The organism is Gilliamella sp. CG16 (assembly GCF_046635785.1).
Classification (GTDB): domain Bacteria; phylum Pseudomonadota; class Gammaproteobacteria; order Enterobacterales; family Orbaceae; genus Gilliamella; species Gilliamella apicola_I.
Genome location: NZ_JBIDFL010000011.1, coordinates 25,148 through 46,284 on the forward strand (window position 1 = coordinate 25,148; position 21,137 = coordinate 46,284).

Sequence of the window (21,137 nt, forward strand, 5' to 3'; positions counted from 1 at the left end):
ATAATATAAAGATCTATTTAACTTCTTTCCATAAGATCATGTCTTGATCTTCAAGGTCGGATGCATCAAATCCAATCGGTTGGGGCATATCTTCGTGATCAAATGCTATATCTCCTCCATCAATTACGTGATCCCCCTTTTTAATTCCTTTGAAATCAAAAAGTGAAGTATCACAAAGATGCGATAGAGTAATATTTTGGGTTGCACGGAACATGGTTTCAATGCGTCCGGGATATTTTTTATCCCATTCATTAAGCATCTCTTTAATCACTTGACGTTGTAAATTGGGCTGTGAACCACAAAGGTTACAAGGAATAATTGGGAATTGCTTAATTTCAGCATATTTTGCAATGTCTTTTTCTTTGCAATACGCAAGCGGACGAATAATGATATGTTCACCTGAATCATTCATTAATTTGGGTGGCATTGCTTTTAGTTTACCGCCGTAGAACATATTTAAAAACAAGGTTTCTAAAATATCGTCACGATGATGACCTAAGGCAATTTTTGTGGCGCCCAGTTCGGTTGCGGTGCGATATAAAATTCCACGGCGCAGACGTGAACAAAGCGAACAAGTTGTTTTACCTTCTGGTATTTTTTCTTTGACAATACCATAGGTATTTTCTTGAACTATTTTATATTCAATGCCTAATGACTCAAGGTATTGCGGTAATACATGCTCAGGAAATCCCGGTTGCTTTTGATCTAAATTAACGGCAATAAGATCAAAATTAATAGGCGCACTGATCTTTAAATTTAATAAAATATCAAGCAAGGTATAACTATCTTTACCGCCTGATAAACAGACCATAATACGATCGCCTTCTTCGATCATATTAAAATCAGCGATCGCTTCACCAGTAAGGCGACGCAATCGTTTATGGAGTTTGTTTTGATTATAGGTTTTCATGACAAATTAATACGTTATTCTGATCGTCCCATAAAACGACGTTCGGCGATATGAATTTTGACCTTTTCATTGTTATCAATATATTCTGGAACTTGAATAACAAGTCCTGTTGATAATGTAGCTGGTTTAGTGCGAGCACTTGCTGATGCCCCTTTGATACTTGGTGAGGTCTCAATAATTTCTAGATCAACCGTTTGTGGTAATTCCAATGCAACGACTTCACCATCAGCCATGAGTACTTGAATGCCGTTCATGCCACCTTCTGGAATAAAAAGAAGTTCTTCTTCAATTTGTGCTTTTTTGAAAATAAATGGCGTATAGTCTTCATTGTCCATAAAGACATATTCATCACCATCGATATAGGAAAAGCTGACTGGACGTCGAAAAAGTTCAATGGTTTCGATAATATCGTCACCTTTAAATCGCTCTTCAACTTTACCGCCTGTCTTGACATCGGTAAAACGCATTTTATAGAGTGTACTTGCACCACGGGCACTTGGACTTTGAACATCAATGTCTTTAACCAGTAATAATTTGCCATTATAAGTGACGGCATCGCCACGTTTTATTTCATTTGCTTTTGCCATAATAGTTTCTTTGTAAGGTTTTAAAATTGAATTTAAAATTTAGCTCGCTATTTTACCGCTATCTTGCTATTGTCACCATCAAAATTTATCGATGTTCCTTAAATTAAAGGAATCTTATGACAGAATTGGTTAAATGTCGTCAAAATTGTGGGGCCTGCTGTATTGCACCTTCGATCTCGTCCATTATTCCCGGAATGCCCAATGGCAAGCCTGCCGGCGTGCCTTGTATCCATTTAGATAGTCGTTTTCAATGTCAACTCTTTGGACAATCCTCCAGACCAAAGGTTTGTTGTCGATTAAAGCCATGTATGGAAATGTGTGGCAATGATCGTGAACAAGCTTTAGATTATTTAACTCAATTAGAACAGGTCACTAGCGCCTAAATATTGCTAATATTTAACAAACTTGCGTTATTATTAGAATTATTTATCTCGTGTTGTTTTTTTTTTGATACACTTCACCGCATTTCATTATTTAATGATAAATATACACAATAATTAAGATAAATAGCGTTTTCTATCAATTTGTTAAAATAACCGATTAGAAACTGAAGTTTTCTTAATTACCTTTACTCTCTTTAAAAGAAGATTTTTGTTATGAAAAATAAATTAAAACGGGATTTAAAGGCTCGCCATTTAGCCATGATTGCAATCGGTGGTTCAATTGGGACAGGGCTTTTTGTTGCATCCGGTGCGACAGTTGCACAGGCAGGGCCTGGCGGTGCTTTGCTTTCCTATGCCATTATTGGTGTAATGGTGTACTTTTTAATGACCAGCCTTGGTGAACTTGCAGCATATTTACCTGTATCTGGGACATTTGCGACTTATGGCGCGCGTTATGTTGACGAGGCGTTCGGATTTGCGATAGGTTGGAATTATTGGTACAACTGGGCAATTACCGTCGCGGTCGATCTGGTTGCTGCGCAGTTGGTGATTTCGTATTGGTTTGATGCCGGAGCGTATAGTTGGCTTTGGAGTTTGCTATTCTTAAGCATTATCTTCTGTTTAAATTATATTTCTGTAAAAGGTTTTGGCGAAGCTGAGTTCTGGTTCTCATTAATTAAAGTTGTGACTGTTATCATTTTTATTGCAGTTGGCTTATTAATGATTGTCGGTATTTTACGTGGGAGTGAAAGCACTGGTTGGCAAAATTGGACTGTTGGTGATGCGCCTTTTGTTGGTGGCTTTTCTTCGATGATTGGTGTTGCTATGGTGGTTGGTTTTTCATTCCAAGGCACAGAACTCATTGGTATTGCAGCCGGCGAATCAAAAGATCCTGAAAAAAATATTCCTAAAGCCATGAAACAAGTTTTTTGGCGTATTTTGCTATTTTATATTTTTGCAATTTTAGTCATCAGTTTAATTATTCCTTATACCGATCCTAATTTACTTCGTAATGAGGAGACCGACATTAGTGTCAGCCCATTTACATTAGTATTCCAACATGCGGGCTTATTATCGGCAGCAGCCATAATGAATGCGGTTATTCTAACGTCAGTCTTATCCGCAGGTAATTCTGGTCTATATGCCTCGACACGTATGCTATATGCCTTAGCAAAAGAAGGAAAAGCACCTAAAATCTTTTCAAGATTATCTTCAACGGGTGTGCCTCGATTTGCATTATTAGCCACAACATTTGTTGCTATGTTATGTTTTTTAACATCAATGTATAAAGATCAAGAAGTTTATTTATGGCTTCTTAATATGTCGGGGATGACCGGATTTATTGCTTGGCTTGGGATTGCGATTAGTCATTATCGATTCAGAAAAGGATACATGGCTCAAGGTTTTGATGTGAATAAATTACCTTATCGTTCAAGTTGTTTCCCTTTTGGCCCTATATTTGCTTTTGTACTTTGTCTCACCATCACCCTTGGGCAAAACTATGAAGCATTTTTACAAGATACCATTGATTGGAATGGTGTAATAGCGACTTATGTTGGTATCCCGTTATTCTTTATTATTTATTTCGGTTATAAGATTGTGAAGAAAACTAAATGGGTGAAATACGAAGATATGGATTTTTCTCAAACGGATTAGTTTGAGAAAGTTGGTTAAAATTTTCTCTTCCGTCGACATTTATGTCGACGGAATTTTATTAAAAAAGAGAAAAATAACCCATAAGGTTAGTTAATTTTTAAATAACAAGTTTGATAACGATATTAGCGACTACGGAAGATGATACGTGCTTTAGAAAGATCGTAAGGCGTCATTTCAACAGTAACTTTATCGCCAGTTAAAATACGAATATAGTTTTTTCGCATTTTGCCAGAAATATGTGCAGTAACGACATGACCATTTTCAAGTTCAACACGAAACATCGTGTTAGGAAGAGTATCAAGTATGGTACCTTGCATTTCAATGTTATCTTCTTTTGCCATTGGGGCCTCTTAATAATAAAAACAAATTAACTATACACAACTCGTTTATGATATCCCTTTTATTTTTGAGGGAAAGAAAAGTCAACTTTGGATGCTTTTCTTAAATGACTAGTTCAGTATTTTATCATAAGATAAAATGATAGTGTGTATAAACATAAAAAAGCTCAACTTACAACATATAAGTATCGCCGCAAAATAATGCCGAAAAAACTCCCAGAAGTAAAGTCATTTCTAAATTTTCTTTGTCTGGTAAAGACCTTGTTGGTGGATATATTGCCAAACTTTTAGTGGTAATAGACCTTCACAACTTTGTTGATTCTTAATTTTTTGCCTGATTTGCGTTGCTGAAATATTTTCTAAAGGCGTATCAGAAAAATAGATACATCCTTGAGCAGAATCATGCAAATTTTTTATATTAGTCGTACGATTTTTATCAATCCATTGTTGAAATTCAACATTATCAGTTCTTGCGGCATAATTTGGTCGCTGACAAATAATCAAATGGCAATAATCGAGTAATGATTGCCATTTATACCAACTGGGCAAATTCAGTAATGAATCTTGCCCCATAATGAATGCAAGTGATGCGGTTTTCCCGTTTTCATGACGCCATTGCTTTAAAGTATCGATGGTATAAGAAGGTCGATTTACAGTGCTAGGAACAATTTCACGGGTGTCAACGGTAAACAAAGGTAAATCTTCAATGGCTAATGCTAACATTGCCAGACGCTGTTGTGTGGTTGCATCTGGTTGCGCTTTATGTGGTGGTATTTTATTGGGTAATAAAACTATCTGTGTCAAACCCACTTCTTGCGCTAATGAAATTGCAGTGCGTAGATGACCATAATGAATAGGATCGAACGTGCCACCAAATAAAGCGGTTAGCATTGATTTAATCCCATAAATTGCATCATCAAACTGGTCAAATTGTCCCAAATTTGCAATTGGCTATCGTGCTTTAAACCGATCTCAATATCGGTCAATTTTGCCAAAGTGGTAAATAAATTTTTGATATCACAACGCGTTAAATAGGCGGTATATAAAGCTCTTTTGTTTTGCCATATTTTATATTCATCAAACGCTTGTTTAAGCGATTTTTTTTCTGAAGATTTTTTTAAATTAATAAGTAGAATTAGCTCTCGTTGAAAAATTCGCATTAAAATCAGTGGTTCCAAATCATTCATTTTTAGTTGGTGTAATATATGTGTTGCACGTTTAGATTTATTGGCAACCATGGCATCAATCCAATGATAAGGCGTAAATACAGCCGAATCATTAATGTTATTTTCAACTTGATCATAACTAATGGTATGATTGGGATATAGTAATTTTAATTGTTCAATAATTTGTGTTAATGCGAGTAAATTACCTTCATAATAATAACAAAGTAGTTCAATCGCTTGTGGTTCGATGCTTATTTGTCTGTGCTGAAGATGACTTTTTATCCAATGAGGTAATTGTAAGGTATCGGGCGTGACGCAATTAACGACAACAAGTTTATCGTTTAACGCTTTATACCATGTTGCGTTTTCTTGGGTTTTAGTGATTTTGTTTAAACTGATTATTAGCGCAATTTCAGGGGTTAAAACGTCACTTAGTGTATTAAGCTTTGTTATTAAGGCTGTATTTAATGCATTATCACCAAAATCAAGAAAGATAAGCGTGTTATTCGAAAATAGATTTAATGCCTGACAACTGTCATAAATTGCTGACCAATCGGTTTGATTGTCTATCGTATATGTCAGTTGCTCATCGAATCCTTTCTGTTTGAAAGTATGACGCAATTGAGTTTGTGCATAATGTTGCAGATAGGGATCACTTCCTACTAATAAATAATAGGGTGATCCTAGGTGATTAGTAATTTGATCAGCATTGATTTTAATCATAACAACGTTATTTTTTGGCATCTACAGATTTTAATTTACCTATAATCTGTTTTGCTGCTTGCCTATACATTTCGTCTTCGATTAAATTTTGCTCTGCTGTTTTAGATAATGGCGTTGACGGATTATCAAAGAATGTACGGAATATCCGTACATTAATTGGATATATTTGCTTACCATTGATTACGGCTTGAGCATGGACGGTTAAAACTAATTGATATTCAGCAGCTTTACCGTCTTGATAAATCGATATGGTATTACGATCAATATTTTCATTGGTGATATTCAGTGTCGGATATTTGCCTGAAGCATCATCATTGACTAGTGTGATATGATTATCATGCAAGAGTTCTTTAACATATCTTGATAATTTACCGTAAGGATCATAACTTACGTAAGACATAGTTTTAAATCGTGCAGGTATCTCTGTTTCATTTTGCAAATGAAATCCACACCCTGTCAGTGATATTGCCATTAGCATGATTAAGACGATATATTTTTTCATAAGTATTACCACCAATTTTCGTTATTAACAATATTAACCAACAACCAAATTCAATAACTTACCTGGTACATAAATGACTTTACGAATAGTCACATCTGCCAAATATTTTTGTATATTAGGTTCTTGTTTAGCTTGTTCTACAACAAAATCTTGCTCAGCATTAGCAGGTACAGTGAATTTGCCCCGAACTTTACCATTAATTTGTACTACGATGAGTTTTTCATCTTCAATCATCGCTGATTCATCAGCAATCGGCCATGTTGCATCATCGATTGATTCACTATGCCCTAATGCTTGCCACATAATAAAACAGACATGCGGAATCATTGGATAAAGTAAACGAACAATCGCGTTTAAAGCTTCGTTCATTAATGCATAATCTTGATCGTTTTCTAAAGGTGCTTTTTGTAGACGATTCATAAACTCCATGACAGCAGCAATTGCCGTATTAAATGTTTGTCGACGTCCAATATCATCACTGACTTTGGCAATGGTTTTATGAAGTTCACGACGCAATGTTTTTTGTTCAGCATTCAATTGTGTCACATCTAATTTGACACTTTTGCCTTGCTGCGCATATTCATACACTAAACGCCAAACACGTTTAATAAAACGGTTAGCCCCTTCAACACCTGATTCTTGCCATTCAAGCGTCATATCAGCAGGCGAGGCAAACATCATAAATAATCGAACTGTGTCAGCACCATATTTTTCTACCATTTCTTGTGGATCGATGCCGTTATTTTTCGATTTCGACATTTTAGTCATACCTGCATGCACAAGTTCATTGCCTTTGCGGTCGATTGCTTTACAAATACGACCTTTTTCATCACGTTCAATGGTGACTTCGGTCGGTGATACCCAAATGCGTTCGTTTGTTGGACTGGTATAATAAAATGCATCAGCAAGTACCATGCCTTGACAAAGTAATCGTTTAGCTGGTTCATCAGAGCTGACTAAGCCAAAATCACGCATTAATTTATGGAAGAATCTAAAATAAAGTAAATGCATAATGGCATGTTCAATACCACCAACGTACTGATCGACAGGTAACCAGTAATTCGCTGCTTTTTCATCTAACATGCCCTTGTCATAGTGCGGACAAGTATAACGTGCGTAATACCATGATGATTCCATAAAGGTATCAAAGGTATCGGTTTCTCGTAATGCCGCTTGACCATTAACAGTCGTTTTTGCCCAATTTGGATCGGCTTTAATTGGACTTGTGATCCCATTCATTTCGACATCTTCAGGTAAAATAACCGGTAATTGGTCTTCTGGCGTCGGAATGGTGGTTCCATCTTCAAGGGTGACCATTGGAATTGGTGCACCCCAATAACGTTGACGGGAAACACCCCAATCACGCAAGCGATAATTGACTTTACGCTCACCAATACCCAATGCAGTCAATTTGTCGGCGATCGCATTGAATGCTTGCTCAAAATTAAGTCCATCAAATTCACCCGAGTTAAATAGCTTACCATGTTCAGTATAAGCATTTTCAGACAAGTCAGGAGCTTGCCCATCTTGATTTAAGATAACTGGTTTAATTGGCAGATTATATTTTGAAGCAAACTCATAATCGCGCTCATCATGTCCCGGTACTGCCATTACTGCACCAGTGCCATATTCAATTAAGACAAAGTTGGCAATCCATACTGGCACTTTATTACCCGTTAACGGATGAATAGCATAAAACCCAGTGGCGATGCCTTTTTTCTCCATTGTTGCCATATCGGCTTCTGCCGTTTTGGTATTTTTGCATTCTGCAATAAATTCAGCAATTTTCGGATTATTTTTCGCTGCTAATTGTGCTAATGGGTGCTCAGCGGCAACTGAGACAAAACTTACGCCCATTAAGGTATCAGGGCGAGTTGTATAAACACGCAATTTATCATTGTAGTTTTCTACAGCAAAATCAAATTCGACCCCTTCAGAGCGACCAATCCAGTTTCGTTGCATTGTTTTAACTTGTTCTGGCCAATCTTCAAGCGTATCTAAATCATTGAGTAGCTCTTCGGCATAGTCAGTAATTTTGATAAACCATTGTGGGATCTCTTTACGCTCGACGGGGGTATTACAGCGCCAACAGCAACCTTCAACGACTTGTTCGTTCGCCAGTACAGTTTGATCGTTAGGGCACCAGTTAACTGCTGAAGTCTTTTTGTAAACTAAACCTTTTTCATAAAGTTTAGTAAAAAACCATTGTTCCCATTTGTAGTATTCTGGTCGGCAAGTGGTGACTTCACGATCCCAATCATAACCAAAACCTAATAATTGTAATTGCTTTTTCATGTAAGCAATATTTTCGTAAGTCCATTTTGCTGGTGCGGTATTGTTTTTTACTGCCGCCCCCTCAGCGGGTAAACCGAAAGCATCCCAACCTATTGGTTGTAATACATTTTTACCATTTAGACGTTGATAACGTGAGATCGTATCACCGATTGTATAATTACGGACATGACCAAGATGCAAACGACCTGAAGGATAAGGAAGCATTGACAAGCAGTAATACTTCTCTTTAGATGCATCTTCAGTAACGTGAAATGTTTTGTTCTCTAGCCAATGTTGTTGAACTTTGGCTTCAATCTCATCTGGGCGATATTGTTCTTGCATGACGAATTAATGTCCTATCTATTATTGCTAATAAAAAATAATTTGCTAATTGTATTGGTTATTGGCACGTTTTACAAACGATATATGAAACAAGGAGAATGATTTGATACCAATATTTATAAGAATTAAAATCAATAGAGTTAACAAAATAAAAGAAATAAATCTTTGCTTCTCAATATATTTAAAAAAACTTAAGATATATTTCTAAAAAATATAAGGAATAGCTTATGGAAAATCGTACATTTGGATTTCGTTGTTTCACTCGTCGCTCATTTATTGTTTTAGTTATATCAGTTATTAGCTTTGCTTCATTTGTCGCAGGTTATCTCATTTTTTTATTTACCTCTGATGCTGTCATGCCTTTGATCCCCAAACAATATTTTATGGAGATTCTTTTTGGTGGAATCCTTGTGTTGAGCTTACTTTCTGGCGTTTTGTTTGCTATAAGTATTGTGAGTTTATTCCGTAAAAAAATGACGTTTAATGTCAATTCATATTCGATTAATATTGATGACCATAAAAAATTGAATCAAATGTTTCAATGGTCAGCATTACAAAAAGTAATAATGTTTAAAGTCGAAAACGCTGTTTGGATTAATCAGACACTTATCCTGGAATTTGACAATGAGCGTATTAATATGCAGATAGTAAAGGGAAGAATTCCACTATTATCCAAAAAAGATATCGATCAATTTTTTGAATTTACACAATATCTTCATGAACAAGTTCTCAAACCAGATTTTACATTATTCTCGGTGGATAAAACTTTATCATCTAAAACAGCTGAATTTCTAGTGGATGTTTCACATGATTTAGAATATCGTTACCTTTATATCAGAAAGTAGCTAATGCACATATGTTGTTTGTAAATTAGTGATAAAACAATGGCTATTGAATGGTTAAATAGCCATCAACTGTTTTGATAAACGTTAACTGTCTTTTAATTGGTCAATATAATAGCTATCATTAAACACACTTAAGATACGAGAAAGAATGATTTTTCTCTTCAACCGGTATATTTTCGAAATTGGTTTAAATAAGTTCATCGACTTTTGGGGCTTCAATCTCATCTAGGCAATATTGTTCTTACGTGATGAATATATGTCCTATCTATTATTGCTAATAAAAAATAATTTGGTAACTCTATTGGCACGTTTTATAAACGATGTAAGAAACAAGAAGAATGATTTGATACCAATATTTATATGAATTAAACACAATAAAGTTAACAATATAAATAAAAAGAAATAAATCTTTTCTTCTCAAAGTATTTAAAAAAAATTTAAGATATTTTTCTAAAAAAATATAAGGAATAGCTTATGGAAAATCGTACATTTGAATTTCGTTGTTTTACTCAGCGCTCATTTAAAAATTTAATGATACTCATTTGTTGCTTTGGTGTTTTAGTCCTTGGTTGTCTCATGTATTTATTTTTCTCTGATGCGATTATGCCGATGATTCCCAACCGGTACTTTGAGGTCATTTTTATTGTTGGACTGCTTGTTCCGGAATTATTTTCTATCTTTCTATTTGCTATATGTATTGCTCGCTTGTTCCGTAAAAAAATGACGATTAATGTCAATTCATATTCGATTAGTATTGATGACCATAAAACATTGAATCAAACGTTTCAATGGTCAGCATTAAAAACAGTAATAATGTATAAAAGTACCGTAGTGCTATATCAAACGATTATTTTGGAGTTTAACAATAAGCTTATTAATATGATGATGGCAAAAAGTATATATTTATCCAAAAAAGATATTGATCAATTTCTTCAATTTATACAATATGTCGAAGAACAAATTATAAAGCCAGATTTTACATTATCCTCATCAGATACAACTTTATCAACTAAACTTACCCAAGAACTAACAAAAGCATTAACAAATATAAATGATGATCATGGAGTATACCGTTATTTATATGTCAGAAGGTAACGAGGCAATGTTTCTTGATGATAAAATACTAATATGGCTATTTAAACAATTAAATAGCCATACTCGATTTTATACAAATTTGGATATGAAGTGATTAATGGTTAATTAGCCGCCATTAAAGACGCTAGTAAACCGTGAAAAGAATGACTTTTGTTGCTCTTTGGGCATATTTTCAAGATTAGCTTGAATGAGTTTATCAACATTTTCGACTTCTGCCGTTAACCCTAATTCTTGATAAGCATTGCGCATTAACAATAGAGCAGATTTTGTTGAATCTGTATCGGGAAATAGGGATAGCATTTGTGTCACACGATTAATGACAGCGACATACGCCCCACGTTTGGTGTAAAATTCAGCCACTTTTAACTGATAACGTGCTATTCTATTTTTTAAAAAAACTAAGCGTTTTTGTGCATCAGCGGCATAATAACTTGAAGGAAAACTGGAAACGAGGTAGGAAAAATCTTTAAAAGCCGTGATCGCATATTGGGAATCGCGATCTGAACGATCAACATTGAACCAACCTTGAATCATATTGTCATCTTGAGCCATATTAGATAGGCCACGCATATATATCACCCAATCAACATTTGGATGAGTCGGATTCAATTTTAAAAAACGGTCTATTAAGGCTACAGCTAGTGGTAAATCTGCAGTTTTGTAATATGCATAAATTAAATCAAGTTGAACTTGTTGAGAATAGGGACCAAAAGGGTAACTTTTATCCAATGCTTCTAAAACAGTAATACTTGATTTTAAATTACCACTATTAAGTGCATCTTGTGCTTTACTATGGAGTTCAACCTCTGATACATTTTCAACATCAGGCTTTGTTGATGTACAACCAATAAGCACACCACTTAATGCGATAGCCAATAACGAGTGTAAGCGTAATTTCATTCAGTTTCCAATCCAAAAAATAAACAATAACCGTTATGATTAGTATATAATACTCTAAAACATATCAGCTTAAAATAGATAAATTACATATGCAAGAATTAAAATTATCAAATCAAATTGAGTCAACTCAACTTGGGATGCGTTTAGACCAAGCATTATCAGAACTTTTCCCCGATTATTCTCGCTCAAGAATTAAAGACTGGATTATCAATAATAAAGTATTAGTAAACGATGTGATAGTTAATAAACCCAAAGAGAAAGTATTGGGTGGTGAAAAAATTATTATTCATGCTGAGATTGAAGAAGAGACTTATCATCAACCAGAAGATATTAAATTAAATATTGTTTATGAAGATGATGATATTTTAGTGATAAATAAACCACGTGATTTAGTTGTTCACCCTGGTGCAGGTAATCCAAATGGCACAGTATTAAATGCGTTATTACATTACTGTCCTGAAATTGCTCGCGTTCCACGTGCAGGTATTGTTCATCGGTTGGATAAAGACACGACCGGTTTGATGGTCGTTGCTAAAACTATCGTTGCCCAAACGCATTTAGTCGAATCGCTACAATTAAGAGAAATAACCCGTGAGTATGAAGCGGTAGCTATGGGTATTATTACGGCGGGAGGAACAATAGATCAGCCGATTACCCGACACCCTACCAAACGAACTCATATGGCTGTGTTTCCGACAGGAAAACCTGCTGTAACACATTATCGTGTTTTAGAAAAATATCGATTGCATACAAGATTGCGTTTACGATTAGAAACTGGACGAACACACCAAATTCGAGTACATTTAGCACATATTGCTCATCCTTTGGTCGGTGATCCTCTTTATGGCGGACGTCCAAGACCACCAAAAGGGGCAAGCGAAACACTTATTAACACATTACGAGAATTTGATAGGCAAGCATTACATGCAACCATGTTAAGGTTATATCATCCAATAACGGGTGAGCAAATGGAATGGCATGCGCCTATACCAGAAGATATGCAAAGACTAGTTGAAGCATTACAAGAAGATACAGAATTATATAAACATGAGCTGGATTGGTGAAAGAAAAATGATTAAATCGATTTATCCTTACTGGTTTGCGCCGAAAAATGTTCGAGCGTTGACCACAACACGAATGGGCGGTGTCAGTATGCCGCCATTTGAAAGTTTAAATATGGGAGGGCGTACCGGTGATAATATAAATGATGTTGCAGAAAACCGAAAACGCTTAATTACCGCTGAACAGATACCCAGCGAACCTTATTGGCTTAATCAAACTCATAGTACTGTCGCCCTTGATATTTCACAAATAAAATTACAACCCCCCACTGGAATCGTTAATAATAAACAAATATTTGAAGCTGATGCGGCTTATACTCATCAAGCAAAGCAAGTGTGTGTTGTGTTAACTGCCGATTGCATGCCTTTATTATTTTGCTCTTCGAAAGGCGATGAGGTCGCGGCAGCGCATGCGGGTTGGCGAGGATTGTGCAATGGAATTTTAGAAGAAACCGTTAAAAAATTCTCCTGTAAACCATCCGAAATTATGGTTTGGATGGGACCAGCCATAAGTGCCAAAAAATATGAAGTAGGAGAAGAAATAAAAAAACAATTTGAGGCCATCGATCCAGAAGCAAAAAGTGCATTTAAATTAATCAATATACCAGAGCAAAAATATTTGGCCGATCTCTACTTAATTGCCAAACAACGTTTGAATTCAACAGGTGTAAATAAAATATTTGGTGGTGATTATTGTACTTATACAGAACAAGATAAATTCTTTTCTTATCGACGAGAAAACCGAACAGGAAGAATGGCATCAATGATTTGGTTTGAGTGATATTTAAAAAAATGGTGCAAACATTCTCAGATTAGCTGGCAAATAAAGAAACCAATCATGACGTTCCTCAGTTATTCTATCTTGGTGACTAAAAAATATAAAACTTCTCTTCTGCCAGCTAAATAATCATTCTTACGTGTTTAACTGAGTGAAGTTAAGTTAATTTTCATTAAAAATTTATCTTTCATGTTTTGAGCAAGTTAATCTTGGCTAATAGTATGCAAAATTCAAACATGTTATTCTTATTTTCGTAACAAAAACTTTATTAAATTATTAAGTTATATAACCATCACAATCGTTCAGGGCAAAATTATGAGCCGTTAACGGTAAACAGATGTGCTTTTTCGTGATTAATTATTCAATATTAGCAAATTTATGCGTTTGGATATTCAGTAACCATTTATTTTCAATACGATTTTGATTAATTTGTCCAAGTAATATGATTGTGTCATGCATGTTAAACTCGCCATTTCTTTCACAAGGCGATAAGTAATAGCGTTTAGCTTGAATATTTTGTTCTATATATTGGCAAAACGAAATGAAGTCAGGATGATTTTCAGCAACGATTCTCACTTCATTAGCAATTGACTGAACTATTTTTTGATAACGTGATTGATAGCAAAACTTAGGACTGAGAGCAATATAGTCAATTAAAGCGTCGACTTTGCCTAAACCATTACTTTCAATAGCAATAAAATAACCCGCTTGTTTAAGGGGTAAGAGTAATTTAGATAGATCTTTAACTAAGGTTGGCTCGCCACCCGTAATAATGATATTTTTGCTTTTATACTGTTTCACTTTGTCGAGAAGTTGATCTAATGTGAAACGGGTATATTGGCGAAAATTGGTATCACACCAACAACAATTTAGATTACAACCTGCCAAGCGAATAAAAATGGCGGGCATACCGGTATTATAACCTTCGCCTTGCAGTGATTCGAAGATTTCAACAATACGAAACTCAAGCATAGTTAACCCCGTTGATACTCGCAGTATGAGCTTGGGGTTTCCCACAGTTTAATCTTGGATATGGGTAAATAGTTCGATAAACAATCAAAAATGTATTGACTCATTCCTTCAGCGGTTGTGCGACACGGAAAAGCAAATGTTTTTCGATCCATTTCTTGCAATAAGGTAGCAATACGGCATTCATTAACATTATTTTGGTGGTAAAGATAAGCATGATCGAGCGGATCAATAATATGTTTTTTTACAATGGATTTGAGATCAGCGTAATCCATTACCATATCTTCGCTGGAACCCTTATTAATGAGTTCACCACTAATTTCGACGACTAATCGGTAAGTATGACCATGCAGGTTATGACATTTTTTGTTATGCCCGTCTAACATGTGACAAGCATCAAATTGGAACTCTTTGGCAATTTTGAACATTTTACATTCCTAGTTTTTTTTCGTGGGATGGATCACGAACCACGGTTAGTTAACCTAACAGAAGAAAGCGGTTAATATAATAGATATCAAGTTATTTGTCACCTTTCAATGATTATCTGAAACTAGATATTCTATTTAGGATGCGATTGTAAATATATTTAAATTTATCATTTTTAGGTCTAAAATGTTTCACGTTAGTCAGTTTTTATTATCTGTAAAAAAATTCTTGACAAGCTCTTGAAATTTTTCCTTCCACACTCATTTAGTCATTATGCAAATGGAATAAGTGTTTAATCATTTATGCCAAATTTATTGCTAAGGAGATAGATAATATGAGGTTAGATAAACTCACAAACAAATTTCAACAAGCTTTAGCTGATGCGCAGTCTTTAGCATTAGGTAAAGATAATCAGTATATAGAGCCTATCCATGTACTTTCAGCAATGCTTAATCAAGAAGGCAGTAGTGTTAATCCATTATTGGCAGCTGCTGGGGCAAATAATGCCATTTTACAACAAGAATTAAATCAATCCATTGACCGATTACCTCAAGTGCAGGGTGTCGGTGGCGAAGTTATCCCTTCTCAAGATTTAATTAAAGTTTTAAATTTATGCGATAAATTATCTCAAAAAAATGGAGATAGTTATATCTCTTCAGAGCTATTTATATTAGCTGCATTAGACGAAAAAGGGAGCCTTGGCGATATCCTAAAAAAATCGGGTGTCACTAAAGATAAATTTCTTCAAGCAGTCAATCAATTAAGAGGAAGCGACAACGTGAATGATCCAAATGCAGAAGATCAACGTGGTGCGTTGAAAAAATACACTATTGATTTAACACAGCGTGCAGAACAAGGTAAACTCGATCCAGTTATTGGGCGTGATGAAGAGATTCGCCGTACGATACAAGTGTTACAACGTCGTACCAAAAATAACCCTGTGTTAATTGGTGAACCAGGTGTGGGTAAAACTGCGATTGTTGAAGGATTAGCACAACGTATTGTGAATCGTGAAGTCCCCGAGGGATTACGTAATAAACGTGTCTTATCCTTGGATATGGGAGCCTTAATTGCTGGTGCTAAATATCGTGGTGAGTTCGAAGAGCGTTTGAAAGCTGTTCTTAAAGATATCGCTAAAGAAGAAGGTCGTATTATTCTGTTTATCGACGAAATTCACACTATGGTCGGTGCAGGTAAAGGCGATGGTGCTATGGATGCCGGAAACATGTTAAAACCAGCATTAGCTCGTGGTGAATTACACTGCGTTGGGGCAACAACACTTGACGAATATCGTCAATATATTGAAAAAGATCCTGCATTGGAACGTCGTTTTCAAAAAGTTTATGTGGCTGAACCGACTGTTGAAGACACCATTGCCATTTTGCGTGGTTTGAAAGAGCGTTATGAATTGCATCATCATGTTCAAATTACCGATCCAGCCATTGTGGCTGCGGCAACATTATCGCATCGTTATATTTCAGATCGTATGTTGCCAGATAAAGCTATTGACTTGATTGACGAAGCTGCATCGAGTATTCGTATGCAAATGGATTCTAAGCCAGAATCATTAGATCGTCTTGAAAGACGTATCATTCAACTTAAACTTGAGCAACAAGCGCTTAAAAAAGAGTCGGATGATGCCAGTAAAAAACGACTTGAGATGTTAAATAATGAACTTGCTGAAAAAGAAAAGGATTATGCGTCACTTGAAGAAGAGTGGAAATCAGAGAAAGCTGCACTTTCGGGCACTCAGAATATCAAAGCAGAGTTGGAAAAAGCTCGCACTGAGATAGAACAAGCTCGTCGAGCAGGGGATTTAAACAAGATGTCGGAATTGCAATATGGCAAAATTCCGGAACTTGAAAAGAAACTCGCAACAGCTACGCAATTAGAAGGTAAAACCATGAAATTATTGCGTAACAAAGTGACCGATAACGAGATTGCCGAAGTATTATCGAAAGCGACGGGTATTCCTGTTTCGAGAATGCTTGAAAGTGAAAAAGATAAATTATTACACATGGAAGACGCTTTACATAAACGTGTTATTGGGCAAGATGAAGCTGTTGTCGCTGTAGCAAATGCTATTCGTCGTAGCCGTGCTGGTCTTTCTGATCCGAATAAACCGATTGGGTCTTTCTTATTCTTAGGTCCAACAGGTGTGGGTAAAACCGAACTTTGTAAAGCATTGGCAAACTTTATGTTTGATAGTGAAGATGCCATGGTACGGATTGATATGTCTGAATTCATGGAAAAACATTCCGTTGCTCGCTTAATTGGTGCGCCTCCTGGTTATGTTGGTTATGAAGAGGGCGGATATTTAACCGAAGCCGTACGGCGTCGACCTTATTCAGTGATTTTACTGGATGAAGTGGAAAAAGCGCATCCGGATGTCTTTAATATTTTATTACAAGTCTTAGATGATGGTCGCTTAACTGACGGACAAGGTCGTACAGTGGATTTCCGCAATACGGTTATCATCATGACATCTAACTTGGGTTCTGATTTAATTCAAGGACAAGTTGAGCTTAGTTATGACGAAATGAAAGCATTAGTTATGACCGTGGTAACTAAACATTTTAGACCTGAATTTATCAACCGTATTGATGAAACGGTGGTCTTCCATCCACTGGGTCAAGAAAACATCAAAGCGATTGCTAGAATTCAATTGGCACATGTTGAAAAACGCTTAGATGAACGAGGTTATGAAATGGATATTTCTGATGCAGCGTTAGAACATCTTGCTAAAGTTGGTTTCGATCCAATTTATGGTGCAAGACCGTTAAAACGCGCTATTCAACAAGAAATTGAAAACCCATTAGCACAACAAATATTGTCCGGTAAATTAGTACCAGGTAAAACCATTCATTTGGATTTAGTGGGTGATAATATCGAAGCTAAACAGTAATCAACAAATAAACCGACCTTAATGGTCGGTTTTTTTTATTGTACCGATCCGTCACTTTAACAGTGTATATTGCGGTAAATAAGTCATCGACAATTTTAGATCTATCAATAATCAATCGATCCATTCTCGTTTTAACTCATTTGCACTAATAATAACTTTAACATATTAATAATATTGAGTATTTCCTAATTGAAAAACATCAATAGAATTTAAATGACTTCATTTTTTGTGATCATGATCTCATCCTGAACGATTACAATATTGCCAAATCGATCATAAAACATCATAATCAATCATATCTTGATTGATTAAATGAAATTGCAATGAGAAAGGATATTAAAATGATTAAATTGATTATAAGTGATCTAGACGGGACATTTTTAAATAGCCAAGGTGATTATGACCGTCAGCTATTTTCGCAAGTGTATGCACTCATGGCTGAACAACAAATTCATTTTGTGGCATGTACCGGTAAACAATGTGAACGGGTTGAAGAACTCTTTGGTGATTACAGCGACAAAATCTGGATAGTCGGTGATAGCGCAACGACCATAAAACATAAAGGTGAATTTATTTATCGCTCATTCATCCCTAATGAACTAGGGCAGCGTATGATAAAAACCTTGGAACAAGTTAGTAAAGAGCACGTTATCATTGCTTGTACTGCTCAAGGAGCCGTCATCAAAGCCCATTTACCTGAACGATTAAAAGCTAAAGTCCGAGGTTCATATGCAACAATAATTGAAGTGGATGATCTGACTCATATCGCTGATGACTTTATCAAAATCACTGTATATGATGAAAAAGGACAATGTTTACAAACTCGACAGCATTTAACCCCTTTTGAAAACCAAGCTTATATAGTGGTATCTGAAGCTACATGGATTGATATCACTCAGCATGATGTTCATAAAGGGAATACTATCAAAAAATTACAACAACTACTTAAGGTAAATTATCATGAAACCATGGCATTTGGTGACGGTTACAACGACATAGAATTACTTGAACAAGCGGAGTATAGTTTTGCAATGCGTAATGCATTTGAAGAAACCAAAGCTGTCGCTAAATTTATCACCGGTTTCAATGATGATAGTGCGGTACTGAATACGATAAAGCAACTAATTGAATTGCAAAGCAAATGATGGCATGCTCAGATTGAGTTGATGACAGCTGAATCTATTAAGCGATTTCTATTTTGAGATTAAAATCTTCAAAGCCCTCAATTTTGCTATCTCGACTAGCGATAATGATATCTATATCTTCACAAGTGGCAACTTTATAGCGAGCAACTTGTTGCATTTTGTCGGCAATCACTGCGGCTATAACCTCATTGCTTTGCGTAATGACTTCTTTTTTGAAGCAGGCATCATCATAATAAACTGCGCTTAACCCCGCATGCGGGTCAAGTCCACAAACGCCAATAAAGGTTTGATCAAAGACCATATTTCGGATTTGATTAACGGTATCAGCGCCCATTGTTCCCCCCGTTAACGGATTAACTTTGCCACCTAATAAAATGAGCTCGCCATTGGTACGGCTACTTAAGACCGAAGCAATTTGAGGAGAATTGGTGACAATCGTTAATGTCAAATTTTGTGGGATATAACTTGCCATTGCTAAATAGGTGGAACCAGTATCAATAAAAATGCAGGAATTATTTTTGATTAATTTTGCACATTTTATTGCTACTGAAGATTTTTCGTCTACACATTGATTAATACGAGTTTCAAATGTGGCTGATTGTTTTAAATGGCTAACTGCTCCACCATATACACGCTTGCAAACACCGTCACGGGCTAGTTTTTGTAAATCTCGACGAATCGTGTGTTCTGAAACCCCTAACAATTTAATTAAATCAGCACTGACAACACGCCCTTTTTCAGTCAAAAGCTGCCGGATAAAAGATTGGCGTTGTTCAGGGAATGCATTATAATCAATCATCTAATATCCTTTAAAAAATTATGCTGATTTCTAAAAATATCTTTAATGATCATACCGTTTTTAAGCGAATTATCCTATGATTTTTTAAAAGGATAAATTACTTATGCCCCCGAATTTTTTAATTAACTTATTGATTGTGTGGTTTTTTTGTATTAAAACTTGATTAACCTTTCATATTTTATTTGTTATTATTTAGAACAGAAATTAAAATATCTTTTTTTACCTGAGTTAGGTTGGAAGTAATGTCTATTGCTGTCGTTAATGTTAATCGTCAAGCTATTCTGCATAATATTGAGTATGTGAGACGAAATTCACCTAATAGCTCCTTAATGGCTATTCTTAAAGCAAATGCTTATGGTCATGGGATTGCTGGCATTGCTCAATTATTATCCGATAAGGTCGACTACTTTGGGGTTGCAAGACTTTCTGAAGCGCTTTTGTTACGGCAAATTGGGATCATTACCCCCATTGTTTTGTTGGAAGGTTTTTTTCCACATGATGAAATAACGGATTTAATTGATTTTAATTTGCAAACTGTGGTTCATTCAAGTTGGCAAATTGATGCGTTAAATGCGATTAAAATTGAAAATCAAATCACAGCTTGGTTCAAAATTGACACAGGTATGCATCGTTTAGGGTTTCGGTTTGATGAGGCTCAAGGTGAATTTAATCGATTAGCAAGTTGTTGCGTTGTGCGTAAACCATTAAATATTATCAGTCATTTTAGTTCTGCTGATGATTTTTCTTCCAACCAAACGTCAAATCAATGTTTGCTGTTGGACGAATTTGTTGAATCAATTTCTAACAAATCATTGCTTGATAAGCAATCTATTGCTGCTTCTGGCGGTATTCTTGCTTGGCCAAATTCACATCGTGATGTGATTCGATTAGGTATTGCTTTGTATGGCGTTTCTCCTTTTGAGAATCCCATTGCCGAATTACACCCAGCTATGACGTTTAAGTCAGAGCTAATTGCAGTAAGAAAGCATAAAAAGGGTGAATCTGTGGGCTACGGGCAAATTTGGACAAGTCATAAAGAGACAAAATTAGGTGTTGTTGCAATGGGGTATGGTGATGGATATCCTCGCGGTATACCCGAAAATACGCCTGTGTTAATTAATGGTAGACGTGTTCCTATTGTGGGGCGTGTTTCAATGGACATGATTATTGTTGATCTGGGACTGAATAGTTCGGATAAACCAGGCGACGAAGTCATTTTTTGGGGGAAGGAATTGCCGGTAGAAGAAATTGCTAAACATACAGGTATTAGTGCATATGAGTTATTAACGCGCTTAACTACACGAGCTAAGGTTCACTATATAGATAAATAAGT

General features: G+C 35.7%; 19 protein-coding genes, 1 pseudogene and 1 riboswitch. Of the genes and pseudogenes, 9 read left to right on the forward strand and 11 right to left on the reverse strand.

Annotated features, from left to right (window positions below; genetic code table 11):
* Positions 1 to 13: 13 nt before the first annotated feature.
* Together ttcA and yeiP are read right to left on the reverse strand one after the other, a co-directional pair.
* Entirely contained in the window at positions 14 to 910 is an 897-nt protein-coding gene (gene ttcA, locus ACGH47_RS09645; protein WP_267360163.1) for a tRNA 2-thiocytidine(32) synthetase TtcA, read from the reverse strand.
* A 14-nt stretch (positions 911 to 924) separates the two neighbouring features.
* Entirely contained in the window at positions 925 to 1,497 is a 573-nt protein-coding gene (yeiP, locus tag ACGH47_RS09650; RefSeq protein WP_411623317.1) for an elongation factor P-like protein YeiP, read from the reverse strand.
* Positions 1,498 to 1,613: 116 nt separating this feature from the next.
* Between yeiP and ACGH47_RS09655 the strand changes: the two genes are divergently transcribed.
* Both ACGH47_RS09655 and ACGH47_RS09660 read left to right on the forward strand, forming a co-directional pair.
* Positions 1,614 to 1,880, forward strand: a complete 267-nt coding sequence (locus tag ACGH47_RS09655) for a YkgJ family cysteine cluster protein (protein ID WP_267360165.1) — start codon at positions 1,614 to 1,616, stop codon at positions 1,878 to 1,880.
* 213 nt (positions 1,881 to 2,093) lie between these two features.
* On the forward strand, positions 2,094 to 3,536 hold the full coding sequence (locus ACGH47_RS09660) for an amino acid permease (RefSeq protein WP_411623318.1): 1,443 nt from the start codon (positions 2,094 to 2,096) through the stop codon (positions 3,534 to 3,536).
* Between the two features lie 122 nt (positions 3,537 to 3,658).
* Here ACGH47_RS09660 and infA read toward each other — a convergent pair whose 3' ends face one another.
* The 5 genes from infA to leuS form a co-directional block, all read right to left on the reverse strand.
* Positions 3,659 to 3,877, reverse strand: coding sequence for a translation initiation factor IF-1 (gene infA, locus ACGH47_RS09665; protein WP_025315083.1), 219 nt, complete (start codon positions 3,875 to 3,877; stop codon positions 3,659 to 3,661).
* A gap of 231 nt (positions 3,878 to 4,108) precedes the next feature.
* Complete coding sequence (gene nadD / locus ACGH47_RS09670) at positions 4,109 to 4,765, reverse strand: nicotinate-nucleotide adenylyltransferase (protein WP_411604733.1); 657 nt, start codon at positions 4,763 to 4,765, stop codon at positions 4,109 to 4,111.
* Positions 4,759 to 5,784, reverse strand: coding sequence for a DNA polymerase III subunit delta (gene holA / locus ACGH47_RS09675; protein WP_411623319.1), 1,026 nt, complete (start codon positions 5,782 to 5,784; stop codon positions 4,759 to 4,761). The genes nadD and holA overlap by 7 nt, the downstream gene beginning before the upstream one ends.
* Positions 5,771 to 6,265 (reverse strand): LPS assembly lipoprotein LptE, encoded by a 495-nt coding sequence (lptE, locus tag ACGH47_RS09680; protein ID WP_267352465.1) that lies wholly within the window; start codon positions 6,263 to 6,265, stop codon positions 5,771 to 5,773. The genes holA and lptE overlap by 14 nt, the downstream gene beginning before the upstream one ends.
* A gap of 33 nt (positions 6,266 to 6,298) precedes the next feature.
* Positions 6,299 to 8,881, reverse strand: a complete 2,583-nt coding sequence (leuS, locus tag ACGH47_RS09685) for a leucine--tRNA ligase (RefSeq protein WP_411623320.1) — start codon at positions 8,879 to 8,881, stop codon at positions 6,299 to 6,301.
* Positions 8,882 to 9,108: 227 nt separating this feature from the next.
* Between leuS and ACGH47_RS09690 the strand changes: the two genes are divergently transcribed.
* Positions 9,109 to 9,726: a hypothetical protein gene (locus ACGH47_RS09690; RefSeq protein ID WP_267360175.1), complete on the forward strand. Its 618-nt coding sequence runs from the start codon at positions 9,109 to 9,111 to the stop codon at positions 9,724 to 9,726.
* Positions 9,727 to 10,200: 474 nt separating this feature from the next.
* Positions 10,201 to 10,821 (forward strand): hypothetical protein, encoded by a 621-nt coding sequence (locus ACGH47_RS09695; protein ID WP_065559308.1) that lies wholly within the window; start codon positions 10,201 to 10,203, stop codon positions 10,819 to 10,821.
* Between the two features lie 177 nt (positions 10,822 to 10,998).
* Here ACGH47_RS09695 and bamD read toward each other — a convergent pair.
* Positions 10,999 to 11,721: pseudogene (bamD, locus tag ACGH47_RS09700) on the reverse strand (outer membrane protein assembly factor BamD); the annotation flags it as partial.
* A gap of 89 nt (positions 11,722 to 11,810) precedes the next feature.
* On the opposite strand from bamD, the gene rluD reads away from it, so the two are divergent.
* Positions 11,811 to 12,785 carry a 23S rRNA pseudouridine(1911/1915/1917) synthase RluD gene (rluD, locus tag ACGH47_RS09705; RefSeq protein WP_411590537.1) on the forward strand — a complete coding sequence of 325 codons (975 nt, stop codon included), beginning with the start codon at positions 11,811 to 11,813 and terminating at the stop codon, positions 12,783 to 12,785.
* Positions 12,786 to 12,795: 10 nt separating this feature from the next.
* Positions 12,796 to 13,563, forward strand: a complete 768-nt coding sequence (gene pgeF / locus ACGH47_RS09710; RefSeq protein WP_411623332.1) for a peptidoglycan editing factor PgeF — start codon at positions 12,796 to 12,798, stop codon at positions 13,561 to 13,563.
* 354 nt (positions 13,564 to 13,917) lie between these two features.
* Here the strand turns inward: pgeF and ACGH47_RS09715 are convergent, their stop codons facing one another.
* Entirely contained in the window at positions 13,918 to 14,532 is a 615-nt protein-coding gene (locus ACGH47_RS09715) for a 7-carboxy-7-deazaguanine synthase QueE (protein ID WP_267380740.1), read from the reverse strand.
* Between the two features lie 2 nt (positions 14,533 to 14,534).
* Positions 14,535 to 14,957 carry a 6-carboxytetrahydropterin synthase QueD gene (gene queD, locus ACGH47_RS09720; RefSeq protein WP_267380739.1) on the reverse strand — a complete coding sequence of 141 codons (423 nt, stop codon included), beginning with the start codon at positions 14,955 to 14,957 and terminating at the stop codon, positions 14,535 to 14,537.
* A gap of 3 nt (positions 14,958 to 14,960) precedes the next feature.
* Positions 14,961 to 15,006, reverse strand: a riboswitch (PreQ1 riboswitch).
* 283 nt (positions 15,007 to 15,289) lie between these two features.
* On the opposite strand from queD, the gene clpB reads away from it, so the two are divergent.
* Positions 15,290 to 17,860 (forward strand): ATP-dependent chaperone ClpB, encoded by a 2,571-nt coding sequence (clpB, locus tag ACGH47_RS09725; protein ID WP_267352474.1) that lies wholly within the window; start codon positions 15,290 to 15,292, stop codon positions 17,858 to 17,860.
* A 341-nt stretch (positions 17,861 to 18,201) separates the two neighbouring features.
* Positions 18,202 to 19,005, forward strand: a complete 804-nt coding sequence (locus tag ACGH47_RS09730) for a Cof-type HAD-IIB family hydrolase (RefSeq protein ID WP_411623321.1) — start codon at positions 18,202 to 18,204, stop codon at positions 19,003 to 19,005.
* A gap of 37 nt (positions 19,006 to 19,042) precedes the next feature.
* On the opposite strand, the gene ACGH47_RS09735 is transcribed toward ACGH47_RS09730, so the two are convergent.
* Positions 19,043 to 19,804: a DeoR/GlpR family DNA-binding transcription regulator gene (locus ACGH47_RS09735; RefSeq protein ID WP_267352476.1), complete on the reverse strand. Its 762-nt coding sequence runs from the start codon at positions 19,802 to 19,804 to the stop codon at positions 19,043 to 19,045.
* Between the two features lie 242 nt (positions 19,805 to 20,046).
* Here ACGH47_RS09735 and alr point away from each other — a divergent pair, with 242 nt between their 5' ends.
* Complete coding sequence (alr, locus tag ACGH47_RS09740) at positions 20,047 to 21,135, forward strand: alanine racemase (RefSeq protein WP_411623322.1); 1,089 nt, start codon at positions 20,047 to 20,049, stop codon at positions 21,133 to 21,135.
* The last annotated feature ends 2 nt before the right edge of the window (positions 21,136 to 21,137 follow it).